Origin of the sequence: Sphaerotilus sp. (assembly GCF_013299175.1) — a bacterium.
Taxonomy (GTDB): Bacteria; Pseudomonadota; Gammaproteobacteria; order Burkholderiales; family Burkholderiaceae_C; genus Sphaerotilus.
Genome location: NZ_JAAFKF010000043.1, coordinates 1 through 15213, shown reverse-complemented (window position 1 = coordinate 15213; position 15213 = coordinate 1). Strand labels below are relative to the sequence as shown.

Sequence of the window (15213 nt, the reverse complement as noted above, 5' to 3'; positions counted from 1 at the left end):
ATCAGTGGATCAGCCGGTCCTCGGCATCGACGAACAGCTCGTCGAGGATCAGTGCATCCGGCTCCTCGCCGATGCTCCAGAACACCATCAGCACGATGATCTTCAGATCCTCCAGCGCGAGCGCACCGGTGGTGGCCATGGCGCGATCGACGGCGATTTCGCGCATCGGCGCCGGCAGCACGCCCGCCGATTCGAGAAAACTCAGGAATGCAATCGATCCGATGCCCAGGTGGTCCTGCTCGGACGGGGTGTAGACGCGCAGGGACAGCGGACTCTGGGCCTTGGCCTGCGACTCGGCCACATTGGCCAGCCCGTCCAGCCAGCTCAGGGCGTCCTCGATCTCGTCGCTCTCGAAGCCCACGGAAGTGAGCTTGCGTGAAAGCTGGGCGTGGTCCGGACAAGCGTCGGGTCGCCAATAGTTTTCGTAAAGATAAACGAGCACGTCGAACATGAAACCACTATACCTGAGCGATCCATGGTCCACGGGTACACGCCAGAGCCGTGCCCGTGGTGCCCGTGCATGGAGTCACGCGCTCGCTTGACGCTGGAACCACTGGCCCGGCAGCCGCACCACCTGCCCCGACAACTCAAGCTCCAGCAGCCGGACATTGAGTTCCGCCGTGGGCCATCCTGTGCGGGCCTGCAGGGTGTCGAGCGTGGTGGCGGTCCAGCCCATCGCCTCCAGCAGCGGGTCTTCCGGCGTGTCGTCCAGGCGGGTCTGGATGGCGGCCGTGGGCAAACCTGCGGCCACGCGGGTGGTGGTGCCCCAGTGCAGCTCGTCCAGGATGTCCTGCGTGGTCTCGACCAGCTTGGCCCCGTCCTTGATCAGCTTGTGGCAGCCCTTGACCTGCGGGCTGTGGATGGAGCCGGGGATGGCGAACACCTCGCGCCCGCACTCCATCGCCAGCCGCGCCGTGATGAGCGAACCGGACTGCAGCGCCGCCTCGACCACCAGCGTGCCGCGGCCCAGGCCGGCGATCAGGCGGTTGCGCTGCGGGAAATGCGGGGCCAGCGGTGGTGTGCCGAGGACGTGTTCGGACAGCATCAGCCCTTCGGTGGCGATGCGTCCGGCGAGTGCGTGGTGCTGGCGCGGATAGACCCGGTCCAGCCCGGTGCCGACGAGGGCGATGGTGCCGGAGGGGCCGCTCAGTGCGCCTTCGTGCGCGGCCCCATCGATGCCTTGTGCCAGCCCGGACACGACCACCATCCCCGCTTCGCTCAGCGCCGCCGCGAACTGGAAGGCGTTGTCGGCGCCTTGCGGCGTCGGGTGGCGGCTGCCGACGATGGCCAGCGCGTCGATGCCCAGCAGTTCCAGCCGACCCCGCGCGTGCAGCACCAGCGGCGGATCGACCAGCTCCATCCAGGGCCGCGGAAACACCGGATCACCCAGCACCAGCAGGTGACAGCCGGGTTGCTGCAGCCACTGCGCCGTGCGCTCCACCAGCGCGTCGTGGCCTTCGGGTGGATGTGCCAACGCCTCGCTGACCTTGTGGCCGTCGAGCGCCTCGCGCCACGCCGCTGGCGACGCCTCGAAGAGCTCGCGCGGCCCGCCGAACGCCAGCAGGAGCCGCCGTGCGCGCTGGCGGCCGATGCCGGGCGTTTCCAGCAAGCGCAGCCACGCCGCGAGTTCGTCGCGGGCCAGCGCGGCGGTGTGGAGACCGGCCACCGTCACGGCGGCGTGAAGCGGTCGCCAGGACGCACCGAGGTTTCTGCGCTCAGGATCAGCGCGTAGGACACCCGCTCGAACACCCGGAAGACGAAGAGCTGGCCATGGGCCTCGTCCGGCAGTTTCAGCGTGGTCTTCAGCGGATCGGCCCGGTCCTGCATCCGCTCGCCCGTGCGCAGCACCGACAGCACATGGCCGCGCTCCATCCCGTCACGCTCGCCACGGTTGAGGGCCACGATCTGGTTCTGTCCGGCGGACAGACCATCGCCATAGATCGACACGATGCGCCCCTCGATCGGCTTGCTCGGCGCGTGGGGCACGTAGTTGCGGTTGTCGCGCAGGGGGGCCTGCGCGATGCGGTCGCCGATGCTGGCCTCCTGGCGCAGCGTGTTCAGCAGGAAGGTGGCCGGCACGATCTCGGGCGCGCCTTGGGCATCCGTGCGGGTCTCGCCGGCGCGCACGTATTCGGCGTTGCCGACGAACGCCGCTTCGTGGCCGAGCACCTCGCCGCTGGACGGATCGCGCAGCGGTCGGGCCTCGCGGAAGATGCGCCAGTCGCGCGTGGCCGGCAGGTCGCCGCGCACGTAGGCGGTGTCGCCCCGGCTGAGCAGCACACGCCCTTCGCGGCCTGCGACGATGCGCGGCGCGCGGGCGAGGGTGTCGTTGTCGAGCACCACCGCATCGTTCAGGAACGGCTCGATCAGGTGCAGCGGGATCGAGGCGATCGCGCCGAGGTTGGCGTCCTCGGCACGCACGCGCGGCGAGAGCTTGACCGTGCCGCCGCTGCCGTCACCGACCACCAGCCGCGCACGACCGCCGCTTTTGACCAGCGTCAGCACCTGGCCAGGGTAGATCAGGTGCGGGTTGCGGATGTCCTGCAGGTTCATCCCCCACAGCTCGGGCCAGCGCCACGGGCTGCGCAGGAAGAGCTTGGAGATGTCCCACAGCGTGTCGCCGCGCTTGATGGTGTAGCTGTCGGGGGCGTTGGGTGCCAGCTCGGACAAGGGCACACCGGCTTCAGCGACTTTCTGCGCCGTGCCCCGCTGGGCGCCGGTGATTGGATAATCGGGGAATGCATGGGCCGCCGAGAGGGACAGGCCGAGCATGGCGAGGGTCAGGAGGCTTGCGGCCCTGGCGCTTGCGCGCTGCAGGGGAGCAAGCTGGCCGTGGCACAGGATCATCGAGCGCATCTCCGTGCGCCGACCAGTCCGGCCCGCGCGAAACTCTTCAATCAATCGCATAAATTCTGCCCCTAAACCCTTGATGCTGCAACGAAATCGGCCGTGGTGCCCAGGACGTTGCCTCCGAACATGAGCCTGCTGACCATCCTTCGCTACCCCGATGTCCGCCTGAACAAGATCGCCAAACCGGTGGCGACCGTCGATGACCGGCTGCGCCGGCTGATCGACGACATGTTCGAGACGATGTACAAGTCCCGCGGCATCGGTCTGGCCGCCACGCAGGTCGATGTGCATGAACGGCTGATTGTGATCGACGCTTCGGAGGACAAGTCCGACCAGCTCGTTTTGATCAATCCCGCCATCATCGCGCACAGCGAGGAGCGTGTGTTCAGCGACGAGGGCTGTCTGTCGGTTCCGAGCATCTACGACAAGGTCGAACGCTACGCCACCGTGGCGGTGCGGGCCACGAACCGGGACGGCCAGACTTACGAGTTCGAGGCGGAAGGGCTGCTGGCCGTCTGCGTGCAGCACGAGATGGACCACCTGATGGGCAAGGTCTTCGTCGAGTACCTCTCGCCGCTCAAGCGCAACCGCATCCGCAGCAAGATGGTCAAGCGCCTGCGCGAAGACGAGGACGAGGCATGACGGACGCCGTGTTGCGCGTCGGCTTCGCGGGCACGCCGGAGTTCGCGGCCGAGGCGCTGGCGGCGATCCTGGCGGCGGGCCACACCGTCCCGCTGGTGCTGACGCAGCCCGACCGTCCCGCGGGCCGCGGCATGAAGCTGCAGCCCTCGGCGGTCAAGCAATGCGCGCTGACGCACGGCCTGCCCGTGTCACAGCCGACCAGCCTGAAGCTCGACGGCCGTTATCCGGCCGAGGCTGCTGCCGCCCGCGAGGCGCTGCAGGCGGCGCAGCTCGATGTGCTGGTGGTTGCCGCTTACGGGCTGATCCTGCCGCAGTGGGTGCTGGACCTGCCGCGCCTGGGTTGCCTGAACATCCACGGCTCGCTGCTGCCGCGCTGGCGCGGGGCGGCGCCGATCCACCGCGCCATCGAAGCCGGCGATGCCGAGACCGGCATCACCCTCATGCAGATGGACGCGGGGCTGGACACGGGGGACATGCTGCTGGTCGCCCCCGAGCCGATCCGCCCGGACGACACCACCGCCACCCTGCACGACCGGCTCGCCACGCTCGGCGGCCGGTGGATCGTGGATGCGCTGGCGCTTGCCGCACGCGGCGGTTTGACCGCCACGCCGCAGCCCGCCGAGGGTGTCACCTACGCCCACAAGATCGACAAGAAGGAAGCCGCACTCGACTGGACGCTGCCCGCCGAGGTGCTGGCGCGGCGCGTGCGGGCGTTCGACCCATTTCCTGGCGCGAGCTTCAGCCTCCGCCGCACTGGCGAGGTGGTCAAGGTCTGGCAGGCCGACGCCATGAACGGGCAGGGCACCCCCGGCACGGTGCTGTCGGTCGAAGGCGATCGCATCGTTGTCGCCTGCGGCACGGGGGCGCTCGCGCTGGGCAGCCTGCAGCGGCCGGGTGGACGGCGCCAGCCGGTGCGCGATGTGCTGCGGAGCTGGGGGATCGGCGTCGGCGAGTTGCTCGGCTGACGGGGACGCGGCCGAGGGGTGGGCGGCTCAAGTCGCGCTCCTGGACGACGATAGCGCAGGGGACGACACCCCGAGTTCAGCCATGCGCCATCCCGCCCTTGCCAATGCCATCGCCTTCGCCCTGATTGCCGCCGGCTCGCTGGCGGGCTGTGACCAGCTCGGCATCGAGTCCACGAGTGCCATCCACGCCCGCACCGAAGCCGACGCCAAGGCCGTCGGCAGCGCCTGCCGCCACGCCATGCGCGCCATCGAGGACTGCTACACCCTCAACCCCAAGGCGGACAAGGCGGCGGTCTACACCGGCTGGCGCGAGATGGACGAGTACATGCGCGAGAACAAGCTCGACGGAATCGCCCCCAGCATCCCGCGTGCCGATGCGGCGGCGAAGAAAAAGGCGGCCGATGAAATCATCGACGAGCCCAAGGACACCCCGGTCAAGGCCCACGCCAAGTCAGCCCACTGACCTGTTCGCGATGGGAGAATGCCGGGATGTCACGTCCCGGCACCGCACCGCTTTCTGTCACGCTGACCCAGCGCCTGCGCCACGTCTTCCTGCACCCTGAAGGGCAGCGGGGCGTGCGCGACATGCTGCCGATGGTGCCGGGCATGGCGGCGTGGGGCCTTGTCACCGGCGTGGCGATGGTCAAGAGCGGGCTGGACCCGTGGCTGGCGCTGCTGATGTCGCTGACGGTGTTCGCCGGCTCCTCGCAGCTCGCCTCGCTGCCGCTGATCGCCACCGGGGCGCCGATCTGGGTCGTGCTGCTGACGGCCTGCATCGTCAACCTGCGCTTCGTCATCTACAGCGCGCAGTGGCGCTGGTACTTCGGGCACCTCTCGCGTGGCCGGCGCGTGGCGCTCACCTACCTGGCCGCCGACATCAACTATGCCCTGTTCGTGAAGGCATGGCCCGAGCCGGAGCCACGCCCTGGCCAGGTTGAATACTTCGTCAGCGGTGCCGTGGTGGTCTGGATCGGCTGGCAGATCCCGTCGATCGTGGGCATCGTGCTGGCCGACGTGATCCCGCCGCAATGGGGCCTGGGGTTTGCAGGCACGCTGGCGCTGATCGGGCTGACCTGCTCGCTGCTGGTGGACCGGGCGACGTGGGTGTGCGCGGCGGTGGCGGGGCTGGCGGCGGTGGCGGCGTTTGCGCTGCCGTACAAGCTGCACATCGTCGTCGCGGTGGCGGCTGCCGTGTCGGCTGGGTTGCTGATGGAGTGGCCGGGCCGCAGCGGTCTGCGGAGGGCCGCGCCATGAACACCTGGGACGCTGCCCTCACCATCGTCGGACTGGCGCTGGTCACGGTGCTGACGCGCAGCCTGCTGATGCTGCCGCGCGAGGAGGTGCCGATTCCCGCCTGGGCCAAGCGGGCGCTGAAGTACGCGCCGCTGGCTGCGCTGGTCGCCATCGTCGTGCCGGAGGTGCTGCTGACCCGCGGCGTGCTGATCGGAACGCTGGCGGATGCGCGGCTGCTCGGGGCGGCGGTCGGTCTGGCCTACTATTTCTGGAAGCGCGGCATCCTCGGCACCATCGTGGTGGGCATGGCGGTGTTCCTGCCGCTGCGCATCGGCCTGGGCTGGTAGCGCCCCGCACTATTCCCCCTTTTTTCACATCACGGAGTTATCCACATGAACGTCCTTCGCCTCCAAGACCTGATCACCGCCGGCAAGATCAGCGGCCAGCGCGTGTTCATCCGCGCTGACCTGAACGTCCCGCAGGACGACGCTGGCCACATCACCGAAGACACCCGCATCCGCGCCTCGATCCCCTGCATCGAGATGGCGCTGAAGGCTGGCGCTGCCGTGATGGTCACGTCGCACCTGGGCCGTCCGACCGAAGGCGAGTTCAAGCCCGCCGACTCGCTGGCGCCGGTCGCTGCACGCATGGGCGAGCTGATGGGCCGCGAGATCCCGGTCGTCGCCCACTGGGTGGACGGCGTGGACGTGGCGCCGGGCCAGCTCGTGATGCTGGAAAACTGCCGCCTGAACAAGGGCGAGAAGAAGAACAACGCCGAGCTGGCGCAGAAGATGGCCGCGCTGTGCGACGTGTTCGTGCATGACGCCTTCGGCACCGCCCACCGCGCCGAGGCCAGCACCTACGGCATCGCCCAGTACGCCAAGGTCGCCTGCGCCGGCCCGCTGCTGGCGGCCGAGATCGACGCGATTTCCAAGGCGCTGGCCAACCCGAAGCGCCCGCTGGTGGCGATCGTCGCCGGCTCGAAGGTGAGCACCAAGCTGACCATCCTGAAGGCGCTGTCGGCCAACGTGGATGGCCTGATCGTCGGCGGCGGCATCGCCAACACCTTCATGCTGGCGGCAGGGCTGAAGATCGGCAAGTCGCTGGCCGAGCCGGACCTGATCGCCGAAGCCGTGGCCGTGATCGAGGCGATGAAGGCGCGTGGGGCGGCAGTGCCGATCCCCGTGGACGTGGTCTGTGCCAAGACCTTCTCGCCGACAGCTGAAGCGACCGTCAAGGCCGCGACCGACGTGGCCGACGACGACCTGATCCTCGACATCGGCCCGCAGACCGCGGCCATCCTGGCCGCGCAGCTCAAGGCGGCCGGCACCATCGTGTGGAACGGCCCGGTCGGCGTGTTCGAGTTCGACGCCTTCTCGCACGGCACGGAAACGGTTGCCCGCGCGGTGGCCGAGAGCGCGGCGTTCTCGATCGCGGGCGGGGGCGACACGCTGGCGGCGATCGCCAAGTACGGGATCGAAAAGGATGTGGGCTACATCTCGACCGGCGGCGGGGCGTTCCTCGAAGTGCTGGAGGGGAAGACGTTGCCGGCGTTCGAGATTCTGGCGAAGCGGGCGGCGGGCTGATCTCTGGCAGGCATTGCGCCTGGATCCCCGAGAATCGGGTCCATGACCCACCAGCGGAACCCGAACCACTCAGCCGCGGCGCCGACACGACCCCCGCGCGCCTTGAGGCTGCGGCCGTCGCTGATCCAGCGTACCCGCCGTGAACGCAAGTCGTTCAATGGCGCGCTGGTGGCGTCTGTCCTGGTCCATGCGCTGCTGCTGAGCCAGTTGGTCGGCGGCGAGGGCCAGGGGCCTGCAGGCTTCGTCTTGCCTTGGCAGGCGCGGCGGGTCCAGGTGCCAGATGTGCAGGTGGTGCTCGCCCCGTTGCCTGCCGCATCTGCCGAATCCGTGGCCCCAACGGCCGCGGTGCCGGTGCAGCGGGCGTCGATCCGGCCCCCGCCAGCCAACGCTCCGGCCCCAGTGCCCCCCGCACCACCTGCTGCGCCACCTGCGCCACCTGCACCGCGCCCGCGCAGCCCGGTGGTCGTGGATGTGCCCGAGCGTGCGCCGGCACCGCCGCCTCCTGTGCCCGTGCCCGTGCCCGTGTCCGTGCCCGTGTCCGTGCCTGTGCCTGTGCCTGTGCCTGTGCCTGTGCCAAGCCCGAAACCCGCCGTCCTCACCGCGGCACCCTCTGACGTGCCCACGCCGGTCGTGCCGGCGGCCGTGGCACCGGCAGCGACCACCGCGGTCGAGTCTGGTGCGTCGAGTCCTGATCCCGTGGCCTTGGCTGCGCGCGAAACCGCGCAGGAGGCGCAGCGTCAGGAAGCCGCCCGCCAGGCCACTGCCCGAGCCGAGACCGCACGCCTGGACGCCGAGCGCCAGGAGTCCGCCCGACAAGCCGCCGCGGCCCAACTGGAGGCGCAGCGACAAGAAGCCGCGCGCCAGACCGCCGAAGCCGCGCGCCAGACCGCCGCCCGCGCCGAGGTGGCCAGGCTGGAGGCCGAACGCCAGGAAACCGCCCGCAAGGCCGCCGCACAGCAGGAGGCCACGCGTGCCCAGGCCGCGCAGGAGGCGGCTGCGGCGGCGGCTGCAGCGGTGGCGAAACGAGAAGCCCTGCTCCGGGCCATCGGGCGCCAGCTTGACGAGGAAAACGCCCGGCGCGACACCGCGCGCGCGTCCAGCACGCTCCCGCTGTCGCTGAGCACCGCCCGCCGCATCCGGTTATGGGGCCACACCAACCCGAACGCCGAACTCGTCGAGTACGCGCAGGCATGGGCGTCGAAGATCCACCTCAACGCCGCGCCCGACATGGTGCGCGACGCGGCCAAGCGCCCCCACACGCCGCCCACGGTGGTCGTGGCCCTGCGCAGCGACGGGTCCGTGGAGTCGGTGGAGTTTTCGGTCTCCAGCGGCGTGCCCGAAGTCGATGCCACCATCCGGCGCATCATCGAGAGCCAGCGGCCCTACCCGGCGTTTCCGCCCGCACTGGCCCGCGAGTTCGACGTGGTCGAGATCCGCCGGACCTGGCACTTCGACGGCGCCGTCCGGCTGCACTGACCCGCAGCGCAGCACCGCGGCGCCGCAGGCTCAAGCGTGCAGCTTGGCCTCGATCGCCGCCTTCGTCGCCGTCAGCTCGACCGGCAGGTGGTGCGCCAGTTGCGTGAACAGCTCGCCGTGCAGCGCCATCTCTTGCACCCAGGCGCCACGGTCGATGCCGATGACGCTCTGGAACTGCGCTTCGCTGAAATCGAGTCCCGACCAGTTCAGATCACCATAGTTCGGGCTGATGCCGAAGAGGTGTTCCGAGCCGCCTGCCTTGCCCTCGATGCGGCCCAGCATCCACTGCATCACGCGGGCGTTGTCGCCATAACCCGGCCAGACGAACTTGCCGTCCGCGCCCTTGCGGAACCAGTTGACGCAGTAGATCGCCGGCAGCTTGCCGCCTGCGGCTTCGAGCTTGGCGCCCACGTCCAGCCAGTGCTGGAAGTAGTCGCTCATGTTGTAGCCCATGAACGGCAGCATCGCGAACGGGTCACGGCGCACGACGCCCATCTGGCCGGCAGCGGCGGCCGTCGTCTCCGACCCCATCGTCGCGGCCATGTAGACGCCTTCGATCCAGTTGCGGGCTTCGGTCGCCAGCGGCACGGTGGTCGAGCGGCGGCCACCGAAGATGAAGGCGTCGATCGCCACACCGGCCGGGTTGTCCCACTCGGGGTCGAGCGCCGGGTTGTTGGTGGCGGCCACGGTGAAGCGGGCGTTCGGGTGCGCGGCGGGGCGCAGCTTGCCATCGGCGCCGCGGGCGGTGTCCGGCGTCCAGTCCTGGCCCTGCCAGTCGATCAGGTGGCTCGGCAGCGTGTCGGTCATGCCTTCCCACCACACGTCGCCGTCATCGGTCAGCGCGACGTTGGTGAAGATCACGTCCTTGTCCAGCGACGCCATGCAGTTCGGGTTGGTCTTGTGGTTGGTGCCCGGGGCGACGCCGAAGTAACCCGCTTCCGGGTTGATGGCGCGCAGTTGACCGTCCACCGGCTTGATCCACGCGATGTCGTCGCCGATCGTCGTGACCTTCCAGTCGCCCAGCTCCGCCGGCGGGATCAGCATCGCGAAGTTGGTCTTGCCGCAGGCGCTCGGGAACGCGGCGGCAACGTGGCTCTTCTTGCCTTCGGGGGAGGTCACGCCCAGGATCAGCATGTGCTCGGCCAGCCAGCCCTGGTCGCGGCCCATGGTCGAGGCGATGCGCAGCGCGAAGCACTTCTTGCCCAGCAGCGCGTTGCCGCCGTAGCCCGAGCCATACGACCAGATCTCGCGCGTCTCGGGGTAGTGGACGATGTACTTGGTCTTGTTGCACGGCCAGCTCACGTCGGCCTGACCGGCTTCCAGCGGTGCGCCGACCGTGTGGACACAGGGCACGAAGTCGCCGTCCACGCCCAGCACGTCGTACACCGCCTTGCCCATGCGGGTCATGATCCGCATGTTGACCGCCACGTAGGGGCTGTCCGAGAGTTCGATGCCGATGTGGGCGATCGGCGAGCCGAGCGGGCCCATCGAGAAGGGCACGACGTACATCGTGCGGCCTTGCATGCTGCCCTGGAACAGCGGCGTGTCGCCGGTCTGCAGCAGCGCGCGCATCTCGGCCGGGGCCATCCAGTTGTTGGTCGGGCCGGCGTCTTCCTTGGCGGCCGAGCAGATGTAGGTGCGGTCCTCGACGCGGGCCACGTCGCTCGGGTCGGACCAGGCGAGGTAGCTGTTCGGACGTTTGGCGGGGTTGAGCTTCTGGAAGGTGCCGCCGTCCACGAGCTGCTGGCACAGGCGGTCGTACTCTTCGACGCTGCCATCGCACCAGTAGATGCTGGCGGGCTGCGTCAGCGCGGCGATCTCGGCGACCCAGGCGATCAGCTTGGCGTTCTTGACGAATGCGGGGGCGTTGACGTGTACGCCGGCCATCAGGGGTTGGTTCATCGGGAGGCTCCTAGGTTGAAAAAAGGCATCTCGAAAACCGTGCGCTGCGCGGCTTTCGGGATGCCCCCGCGGTCAGTGTAGGCGGGGGCATCGGCCGATTACGCCGTGGTTACATGCGTTTTTTGCATGACGTACTGCTGCATTCAGCCTATCGATCCCCGAATCCCGCACATCCGTGACGCTTGCACCAGAACGCCGCCGTCCGTGGCGCCCGTCAATTTGTCACTGTCGAATCCGATACTCGGCCCGGTGTTCAATCCACCGGGATGCCCTCGATGCGCCGCTCCACCTGGCCCATGGCCGCTTTGTTGCTGACCTCCGCGCTTGCGGCCTGTGGCGGAGGTTCCACCGCGGAGCCGGTCGAGCCGAAGGCCGTGGTGGTCGTGGTTGGCGATGTGCCCTACGGCACCGGCCCTACCGACGATGCCCAGCTCAAGGCCCACCCCGCCTTCATCGCGGCGCTGAACGCCGATGCCGACGCGTCGGTCGTGCTGCATGTCGGCGACATCCACTCCGGCAAGGAGTACTGCACCGAAGCCTACGACCGCACGATCGCGGCGCAGTGGAGCACCTTCAAGTTCCCGGTGGTCTACACCCCTGGCGACAACGAATGGGCGGATTGCCACAAGGTCAAGCAAGGCGGCGGCTCCTACACGGCCGGTGCCATCAGCCTGCTCAAGGACGCCGCTGGCAACCTGCTGAGCTACGTGGGCGGTGATCCGATCGCCAACCTGCAGCTCGTGCGCTCGATCTTCTTCCCCACGCCGGGCAAGACCGCTGGCGTTGCGGTGGATGTCCATACCCAGGCCAAGGAGTTCGACGCAGCCTACCCGGCCGATGCCGCCTACGTCGAGAACGTCTGGTGGATGAAGTCCAAGGTGCTGTTCCTGACCTTGAACGTGCCCGGCGGCTCCAACAACGACAACGATGTCTGGTACGGCGCCCCGACTGCGAGCGCCGCCCAGGCGCAGGAAATCGCCACCCGCTCGGCCGCCAACAAACGCTGGCTCGACGCGGCGTTCAAGGCCGCTGCCGCCAATGGCGCCATCGGCGTGGTGATCCAGCTCCAGGCCGACCTGTGGGATCTGGACGGCGTGTTCACGGCCAATGCCGCAGGCCAGAACCACATCCACGAATACAAGCAGTTCATCGACAAGATCGCCACGAATGCCGCTGGTTTCGGCAAGCCCGTGCTGCTGTTCAACGGTGACTCGCACGTCTTCCGCACCGACAACCCGCTCCAGCCCGGTTCGGCCTGCGCGATCGAGCCGTCGTCGGGTGCTGCGGCCGTGGCCTGCTCTGCCGCGACGGTGCCGGTGGCCTTCGGCAACGGCAAGGTGGACGCCTACGAGAACCAGCCCCACGGCTACAGCGTGCCCAATTTCCGCCGCATCACGGTGCATGGGAGCACCACGCCGCTGGAGTATCTGAAGCTGACGATCGACCCCGCTGCCAACGCGGAAAACGGCACCGAGGCGTTCGGCCCGTTCAGTTGGAAGCGCGTCAAGCCGCTGTGACGAGCGGGGTTCGCGGCGCCGGTGCTGTGGGGCCGATTGCGCGTTCTGGCTGAAGCACCACGGGGTACCGGACACGCCCGGCCGCCATCACCATTGCGTGAAATACCGCGCTGCCGTCGGCCACGGCGCCGCGGCGTACACGGTTTTCGGGCCGCTGATCCATCTGCCGACCAATCAAGGCTATCGTTGGCGGTTTTGGTGAAGGAAGAATCCGCGTGTTCACGTTCAAGAATCTGACGGTGTTTCGCCTCGCGCCGGGCTGGTCGGCCACGTTCGACGAGATCGAGGCCGGTCTCGACCAGGGCCGTTTCGCCGAATGCGGCGCGACGCAGGAGCAGTCGGCCGGCTGGGTGCCGCCGCGCGGGCCGGCCGACGGGCCGCTGGCCGAGACGGTGCGCGGTCAGTGGCTGATGCGGCTGCAGATCGAGCAGCGGGTGTTGCCGGGCGCGGTGGTCAAGCGCCGCATCGACGAGATCGCCGCCGAGGTCGAGCGCACCACCGGCCGCAAGCCCGGCCGCCGCCAGACCAAGGAGCTGAAGGAGCAGGCGACGCTGGAGCTGCTGCCGATGGCGTTCACCAAGCGGTCGGCGGTGAATGTGTGGGTGTCGCCGGACAGCGGCTTCGTGGTGCTCGACACCAGCAGTCCGGGCCGCGCCGACGAGGTGGTGACGCTGCTGGTCAAGGCGCTCGCGGGCGTGTCCGTGCAGGCGCTGCACACCGAGGAGTCGCCCGCCGCGGTGATGGCCGACTGGCTGCTCACGGGCGAGCCGGCGGCCGATTTCACGGTCGATCGGGAATGCGAGCTGAAGTCCAGCGACGAGATGAAATCAGTGGTGCGTTACGCACGCCATCCGCTCGACATCGACGAGGTGCGCCTGCACATCACGCAGGGGAAAATGCCCACCCGGCTGGCCATGACCTGGAATGGCCGTGTCGCCTTCGTGCTGACCGAAGGGATGCAGTTGCGCAAGATCGAGTTCCTGGACGGCGTTCTGGACGCGCAAGGCAGCGCCGAAGAGCGGTTTGACGCCGATGTTGCCATTGTCACGGCGGAGCTTGCCCGTGCCTTGGTGGCGCTGATCGAGGCATTGGGCGGGGAGCATGCAGTTGTAATGTAGGGTGCGGGTCTGTTGCTTCGCGTTGCAACAACTTCGGTTGAACTGCACGCGCGGCAGGCCCCAGACGTTAGACTGAATTTGCAGTTCTGGATCCCGCCCATGTCCCTACACAGAAAACCCAAGACCCAACAAGCGTTTCTGCTGGAAGCGATGCAGCGCCTCGACATGGACGCCGACCAGTTCGCGCGCCGCCTCGGAGCGTCTCGGCGTCGGCTGGACGATTGGCTCAAGCGCACGGGCGAGCTGGGGTCGGTGGAACTGGACCCGGTGATCTGGACGTTTGTGCGCGAACTGGTGGAGCGTGCCGAGCTGGCCGAGGTGCGTGACAGCACCGCCGCGCCGCTGGGGCCGCCCGAGCTGCCGCGCGGACGTTCGCGTTTCAGCTCGCCCGGTCGCTGGGTGGCGTGACGCCCAGGCCCAGTCCCAGCCCCAGGGCGGCCAGCACGGCCAGCGGCGCGGTTTCCGACCGCAGCACCCGTTGCCCCAGACTGACCGCATGGGCGCCGATCCCGCGCACCAGCCCTTCCTCGGCCGCACTGAACCCGCCTTCCGGGCCGCTGTAGACCCGCACCCGCCCGGCCGCGGCCCCTTGCGCTGCCAGGCGTGCCATCGGAACGGCGTCGGCCAGACTCAGCAGCCAGTGCGCGCTCCCCAGATCGGCCGCCCCCTGTGCCACCGCCTGCACCAGCGTGCGGACCGGGGCGATCACCGGCACGCGGGTGCGGCCACTCTGCTCGGCGGCGGCGATGGCGACGGCCTGCCAGTGCTCCCGCTTGCGCTCGGCCCGCTCGCCCGACAGGCGCAGCACCGACCGCTCGCACACCACCGGCTCGATCGCCGCCACGCCCAGCTCGGTGGCCTTCTCGATCAGCCAGTCGAAGCGGTCATTGGCCGGCATCCCCGCCACCAGCGTCACGGCGACCGGCAGCTCGCGCTCGACCGGATCGTGTGCCGTCACCCGCACCTCGACCGACTGGCGGCCCATGCGCAGGATCTCCGCCTGCCACTCGCCGCCCTGGCCGTTGAAGAGCGTGACCCCCTCGCCCGGCTGCAGGCGCAGCACCTGGACATGGCGGGCGGCCCCGGCGGGCAGGGCGAGTTCGGTGTCGGCGCTCAGGGGCGCATCCAGGTAGAGGCGGGCGGGCATAGGGCGCGATTGTCGCCGCTGTTACTGCCCGTGGGCGAGGTGGGCGCTAGAGTGCCGGCACACAACCCGGAGACTCCCGATGACCACGACCCCCGACGCTCCTGTCCTGCGCCTGCACGGTTTTGCCCTGTCCAACTACTACAACAAGGTCAAGCTGGTCCTGCTGGAGAAGGGGCTGGCGTTCGAGGAGGTGGAGGTGCTGCCGCGCGGGGGCGAGTCGGTGCTGGTGAACTCGCCGCTGGGCAAGCTGCCGTATCTGGTGACGCCGCACGGTGCGCTGTGCGAGAGCGCGGTCATCGTCGATTACCTCGAAGCCGCCCATCCCGAGGTGCCGCTGGTGCCGGCCGATCCCTTCGCGGCGGCCAAGGTGCGCGAGCTGTCGCTGTTCATGGACATCCACCTGGAGCTGGTGGCGCGCATGCTGTATGCGCAGGCGTTCTTCGGCGGCAAGGTGTCCGAGGGCACGATCGCCAAGGCGCGCGGGCAACTGGAGCAGAACATCGCGGCCTTCAAGCGGCTGGCGCGGTTCGCCCCCTACGTGGCGGGCGACACCTTCACGCTGGCCGACTGCACGGCGGTGGCGCACCTGCCGCTGGTGGCAATGTCCACGAAACTGGTCTGCGGCGAGGATCTGCTGGCCGCGCAGGGCGTGGACTGGAAGGGCTACGTCAAGCTGATCGAACAGCGCCCGACTGCGCAGAAGGTCGCCGCCGACCGCAAGGCCGACCAGCAGCGTGCGGCACAACTGGCGGCCATGGGCAAGGTGCCGGCCTGACC

16 protein-coding genes are annotated in these 15213 nt (G+C 69.0%); 11 read left to right on the top strand and 5 right to left on the bottom strand.

Features of this window, described 5'->3' with window-relative positions; translation table 11 throughout:
- Position 1: 1 nt before the first annotated feature.
- The 3 genes from QZW52_RS09465 to QZW52_RS09455 all read right to left on the bottom strand — a co-directional run bounded on the left by QZW52_RS09465 (position 2) and on the right by QZW52_RS09455 (position 2847).
- Entirely contained in the window at positions 2 to 451 is a 450-nt protein-coding gene (locus QZW52_RS09465) for a Smg family protein (protein WP_293997787.1), read from the bottom strand.
- 75 nt (positions 452 to 526) lie between these two features.
- A complete protein-coding gene (dprA, locus tag QZW52_RS09460; protein WP_434738301.1) occupies positions 527 to 1672 on the bottom strand; it encodes a DNA-processing protein DprA in 1146 nt (381 codons plus the stop codon).
- Positions 1669 to 2847 (bottom strand): LysM peptidoglycan-binding domain-containing protein, encoded by a 1179-nt coding sequence (locus tag QZW52_RS09455; RefSeq protein ID WP_434738303.1) that lies wholly within the window; start codon positions 2845 to 2847, stop codon positions 1669 to 1671. Before QZW52_RS09455 ends, dprA begins: the two co-directional genes overlap by 4 nt.
- 129 nt (positions 2848 to 2976) lie before the next feature.
- Here QZW52_RS09455 and def point away from each other — a divergent pair, with 129 nt between their 5' ends.
- From def to QZW52_RS09420, 7 genes are all read left to right on the top strand, one after another.
- Complete coding sequence (def, locus tag QZW52_RS09450; RefSeq protein ID WP_293997784.1) at positions 2977 to 3492, top strand: peptide deformylase; 516 nt, start codon at positions 2977 to 2979, stop codon at positions 3490 to 3492.
- A gap of 11 nt (positions 3493 to 3503) precedes the next feature.
- A complete protein-coding gene (fmt, locus tag QZW52_RS09445; protein WP_293997813.1) occupies positions 3504 to 4457 on the top strand; it encodes a methionyl-tRNA formyltransferase in 954 nt (317 codons plus the stop codon).
- Between the two features lie 82 nt (positions 4458 to 4539).
- On the top strand, positions 4540 to 4920 hold the full coding sequence (locus QZW52_RS09440) for a hypothetical protein (RefSeq protein WP_293997783.1): 381 nt from the start codon (positions 4540 to 4542) through the stop codon (positions 4918 to 4920).
- Positions 4921 to 4946: 26 nt separating this feature from the next.
- Positions 4947 to 5711: an AzlC family ABC transporter permease gene (locus tag QZW52_RS09435; protein WP_434738300.1), complete on the top strand. Its 765-nt coding sequence runs from the start codon at positions 4947 to 4949 to the stop codon at positions 5709 to 5711.
- Positions 5708 to 6037 (top strand): AzlD domain-containing protein, encoded by a 330-nt coding sequence (locus tag QZW52_RS09430; RefSeq protein ID WP_293997782.1) that lies wholly within the window; start codon positions 5708 to 5710, stop codon positions 6035 to 6037. The genes QZW52_RS09435 and QZW52_RS09430 overlap by 4 nt, the downstream gene beginning before the upstream one ends.
- A 45-nt stretch (positions 6038 to 6082) precedes the next feature.
- Positions 6083 to 7276 (top strand): phosphoglycerate kinase, encoded by a 1194-nt coding sequence (locus QZW52_RS09425; protein ID WP_293997781.1) that lies wholly within the window; start codon positions 6083 to 6085, stop codon positions 7274 to 7276.
- A gap of 42 nt (positions 7277 to 7318) precedes the next feature.
- Entirely contained in the window at positions 7319 to 8752 is a 1434-nt protein-coding gene (locus tag QZW52_RS09420; protein ID WP_293997780.1) for a TonB C-terminal domain-containing protein, read from the top strand.
- 30 nt (positions 8753 to 8782) lie between these two features.
- On the opposite strand, the gene QZW52_RS09415 is transcribed toward QZW52_RS09420, so the two are convergent.
- Positions 8783 to 10654 (bottom strand): phosphoenolpyruvate carboxykinase (GTP), encoded by a 1872-nt coding sequence (locus tag QZW52_RS09415; RefSeq protein ID WP_293997779.1) that lies wholly within the window; start codon positions 10652 to 10654, stop codon positions 8783 to 8785.
- 296 nt (positions 10655 to 10950) lie between these two features.
- On the opposite strand from QZW52_RS09415, the gene QZW52_RS09410 reads away from it, so the two are divergent.
- The 3 genes from QZW52_RS09410 to QZW52_RS09400 all read left to right on the top strand — a co-directional run bounded on the left by QZW52_RS09410 (position 10951) and on the right by QZW52_RS09400 (position 13697).
- Positions 10951 to 12171 (top strand): hypothetical protein, encoded by a 1221-nt coding sequence (locus tag QZW52_RS09410; protein WP_293997778.1) that lies wholly within the window; start codon positions 10951 to 10953, stop codon positions 12169 to 12171.
- 215 nt (positions 12172 to 12386) lie between these two features.
- Positions 12387 to 13289: a recombination-associated protein RdgC gene (locus QZW52_RS09405; RefSeq protein WP_293997777.1), complete on the top strand. Its 903-nt coding sequence runs from the start codon at positions 12387 to 12389 to the stop codon at positions 13287 to 13289.
- Between the two features lie 99 nt (positions 13290 to 13388).
- Positions 13389 to 13697 carry a hypothetical protein gene (locus QZW52_RS09400; RefSeq protein WP_293997775.1) on the top strand — a complete coding sequence of 103 codons (309 nt, stop codon included), beginning with the start codon at positions 13389 to 13391 and terminating at the stop codon, positions 13695 to 13697.
- Here the strand turns inward: QZW52_RS09400 and QZW52_RS09395 are convergent.
- Positions 13669 to 14436, bottom strand: a complete 768-nt coding sequence (locus QZW52_RS09395) for a 16S rRNA (uracil(1498)-N(3))-methyltransferase (protein WP_293997773.1) — start codon at positions 14434 to 14436, stop codon at positions 13669 to 13671. The two genes, QZW52_RS09400 and QZW52_RS09395, sit on opposite strands and share 29 nt — an antisense overlap.
- A gap of 79 nt (positions 14437 to 14515) precedes the next feature.
- Between QZW52_RS09395 and QZW52_RS09390 the strand changes: the two genes are divergently transcribed.
- Positions 14516 to 15211: a glutathione S-transferase gene (locus tag QZW52_RS09390; protein ID WP_293997771.1), complete on the top strand. Its 696-nt coding sequence runs from the start codon at positions 14516 to 14518 to the stop codon at positions 15209 to 15211.
- The last annotated feature ends 2 nt before the right edge of the window (positions 15212 to 15213 follow it).

Bases quoted from the DNA above. Each gene is read 5' to 3' on its own strand.
- QZW52_RS09465 (WP_293997787.1), bottom strand. From the start codon at position 451: ATGTTCGACGTGCTCGTTTATCTTTACGAAAACTATTGGCGACCCGAC.
- QZW52_RS09455 (WP_434738303.1), bottom strand. From the start codon at position 2,847: ATGATCCTGTGCCACGGCCAGCTTGCTCCCCTGCAGCGCGCAAGCGCC.
- def (WP_293997784.1), top strand. From the start codon at position 2,977: ATGAGCCTGCTGACCATCCTTCGCTACCCCGATGTCCGCCTGAACAAG.
- QZW52_RS09440 (WP_293997783.1), top strand. From the start codon at position 4,540: ATGCGCCATCCCGCCCTTGCCAATGCCATCGCCTTCGCCCTGATTGCC.
- QZW52_RS09435 (WP_434738300.1), top strand. From the start codon at position 4,947: ATGTCACGTCCCGGCACCGCACCGCTTTCTGTCACGCTGACCCAGCGC.
- QZW52_RS09430 (WP_293997782.1), top strand. From the start codon at position 5,708: ATGAACACCTGGGACGCTGCCCTCACCATCGTCGGACTGGCGCTGGTC.
- QZW52_RS09425 (WP_293997781.1), top strand. From the start codon at position 6,083: ATGAACGTCCTTCGCCTCCAAGACCTGATCACCGCCGGCAAGATCAGC.
- QZW52_RS09420 (WP_293997780.1), top strand. From the start codon at position 7,319: ATGACCCACCAGCGGAACCCGAACCACTCAGCCGCGGCGCCGACACGA.
- QZW52_RS09415 (WP_293997779.1), bottom strand. From the start codon at position 10,654: ATGAACCAACCCCTGATGGCCGGCGTACACGTCAACGCCCCCGCATTC.
- QZW52_RS09410 (WP_293997778.1), top strand. From the start codon at position 10,951: ATGGCCGCTTTGTTGCTGACCTCCGCGCTTGCGGCCTGTGGCGGAGGT.
- QZW52_RS09400 (WP_293997775.1), top strand. From the start codon at position 13,389: ATGTCCCTACACAGAAAACCCAAGACCCAACAAGCGTTTCTGCTGGAA.
- QZW52_RS09395 (WP_293997773.1), bottom strand. From the start codon at position 14,436: ATGCCCGCCCGCCTCTACCTGGATGCGCCCCTGAGCGCCGACACCGAA.
- QZW52_RS09390 (WP_293997771.1), top strand. From the start codon at position 14,516: ATGACCACGACCCCCGACGCTCCTGTCCTGCGCCTGCACGGTTTTGCC.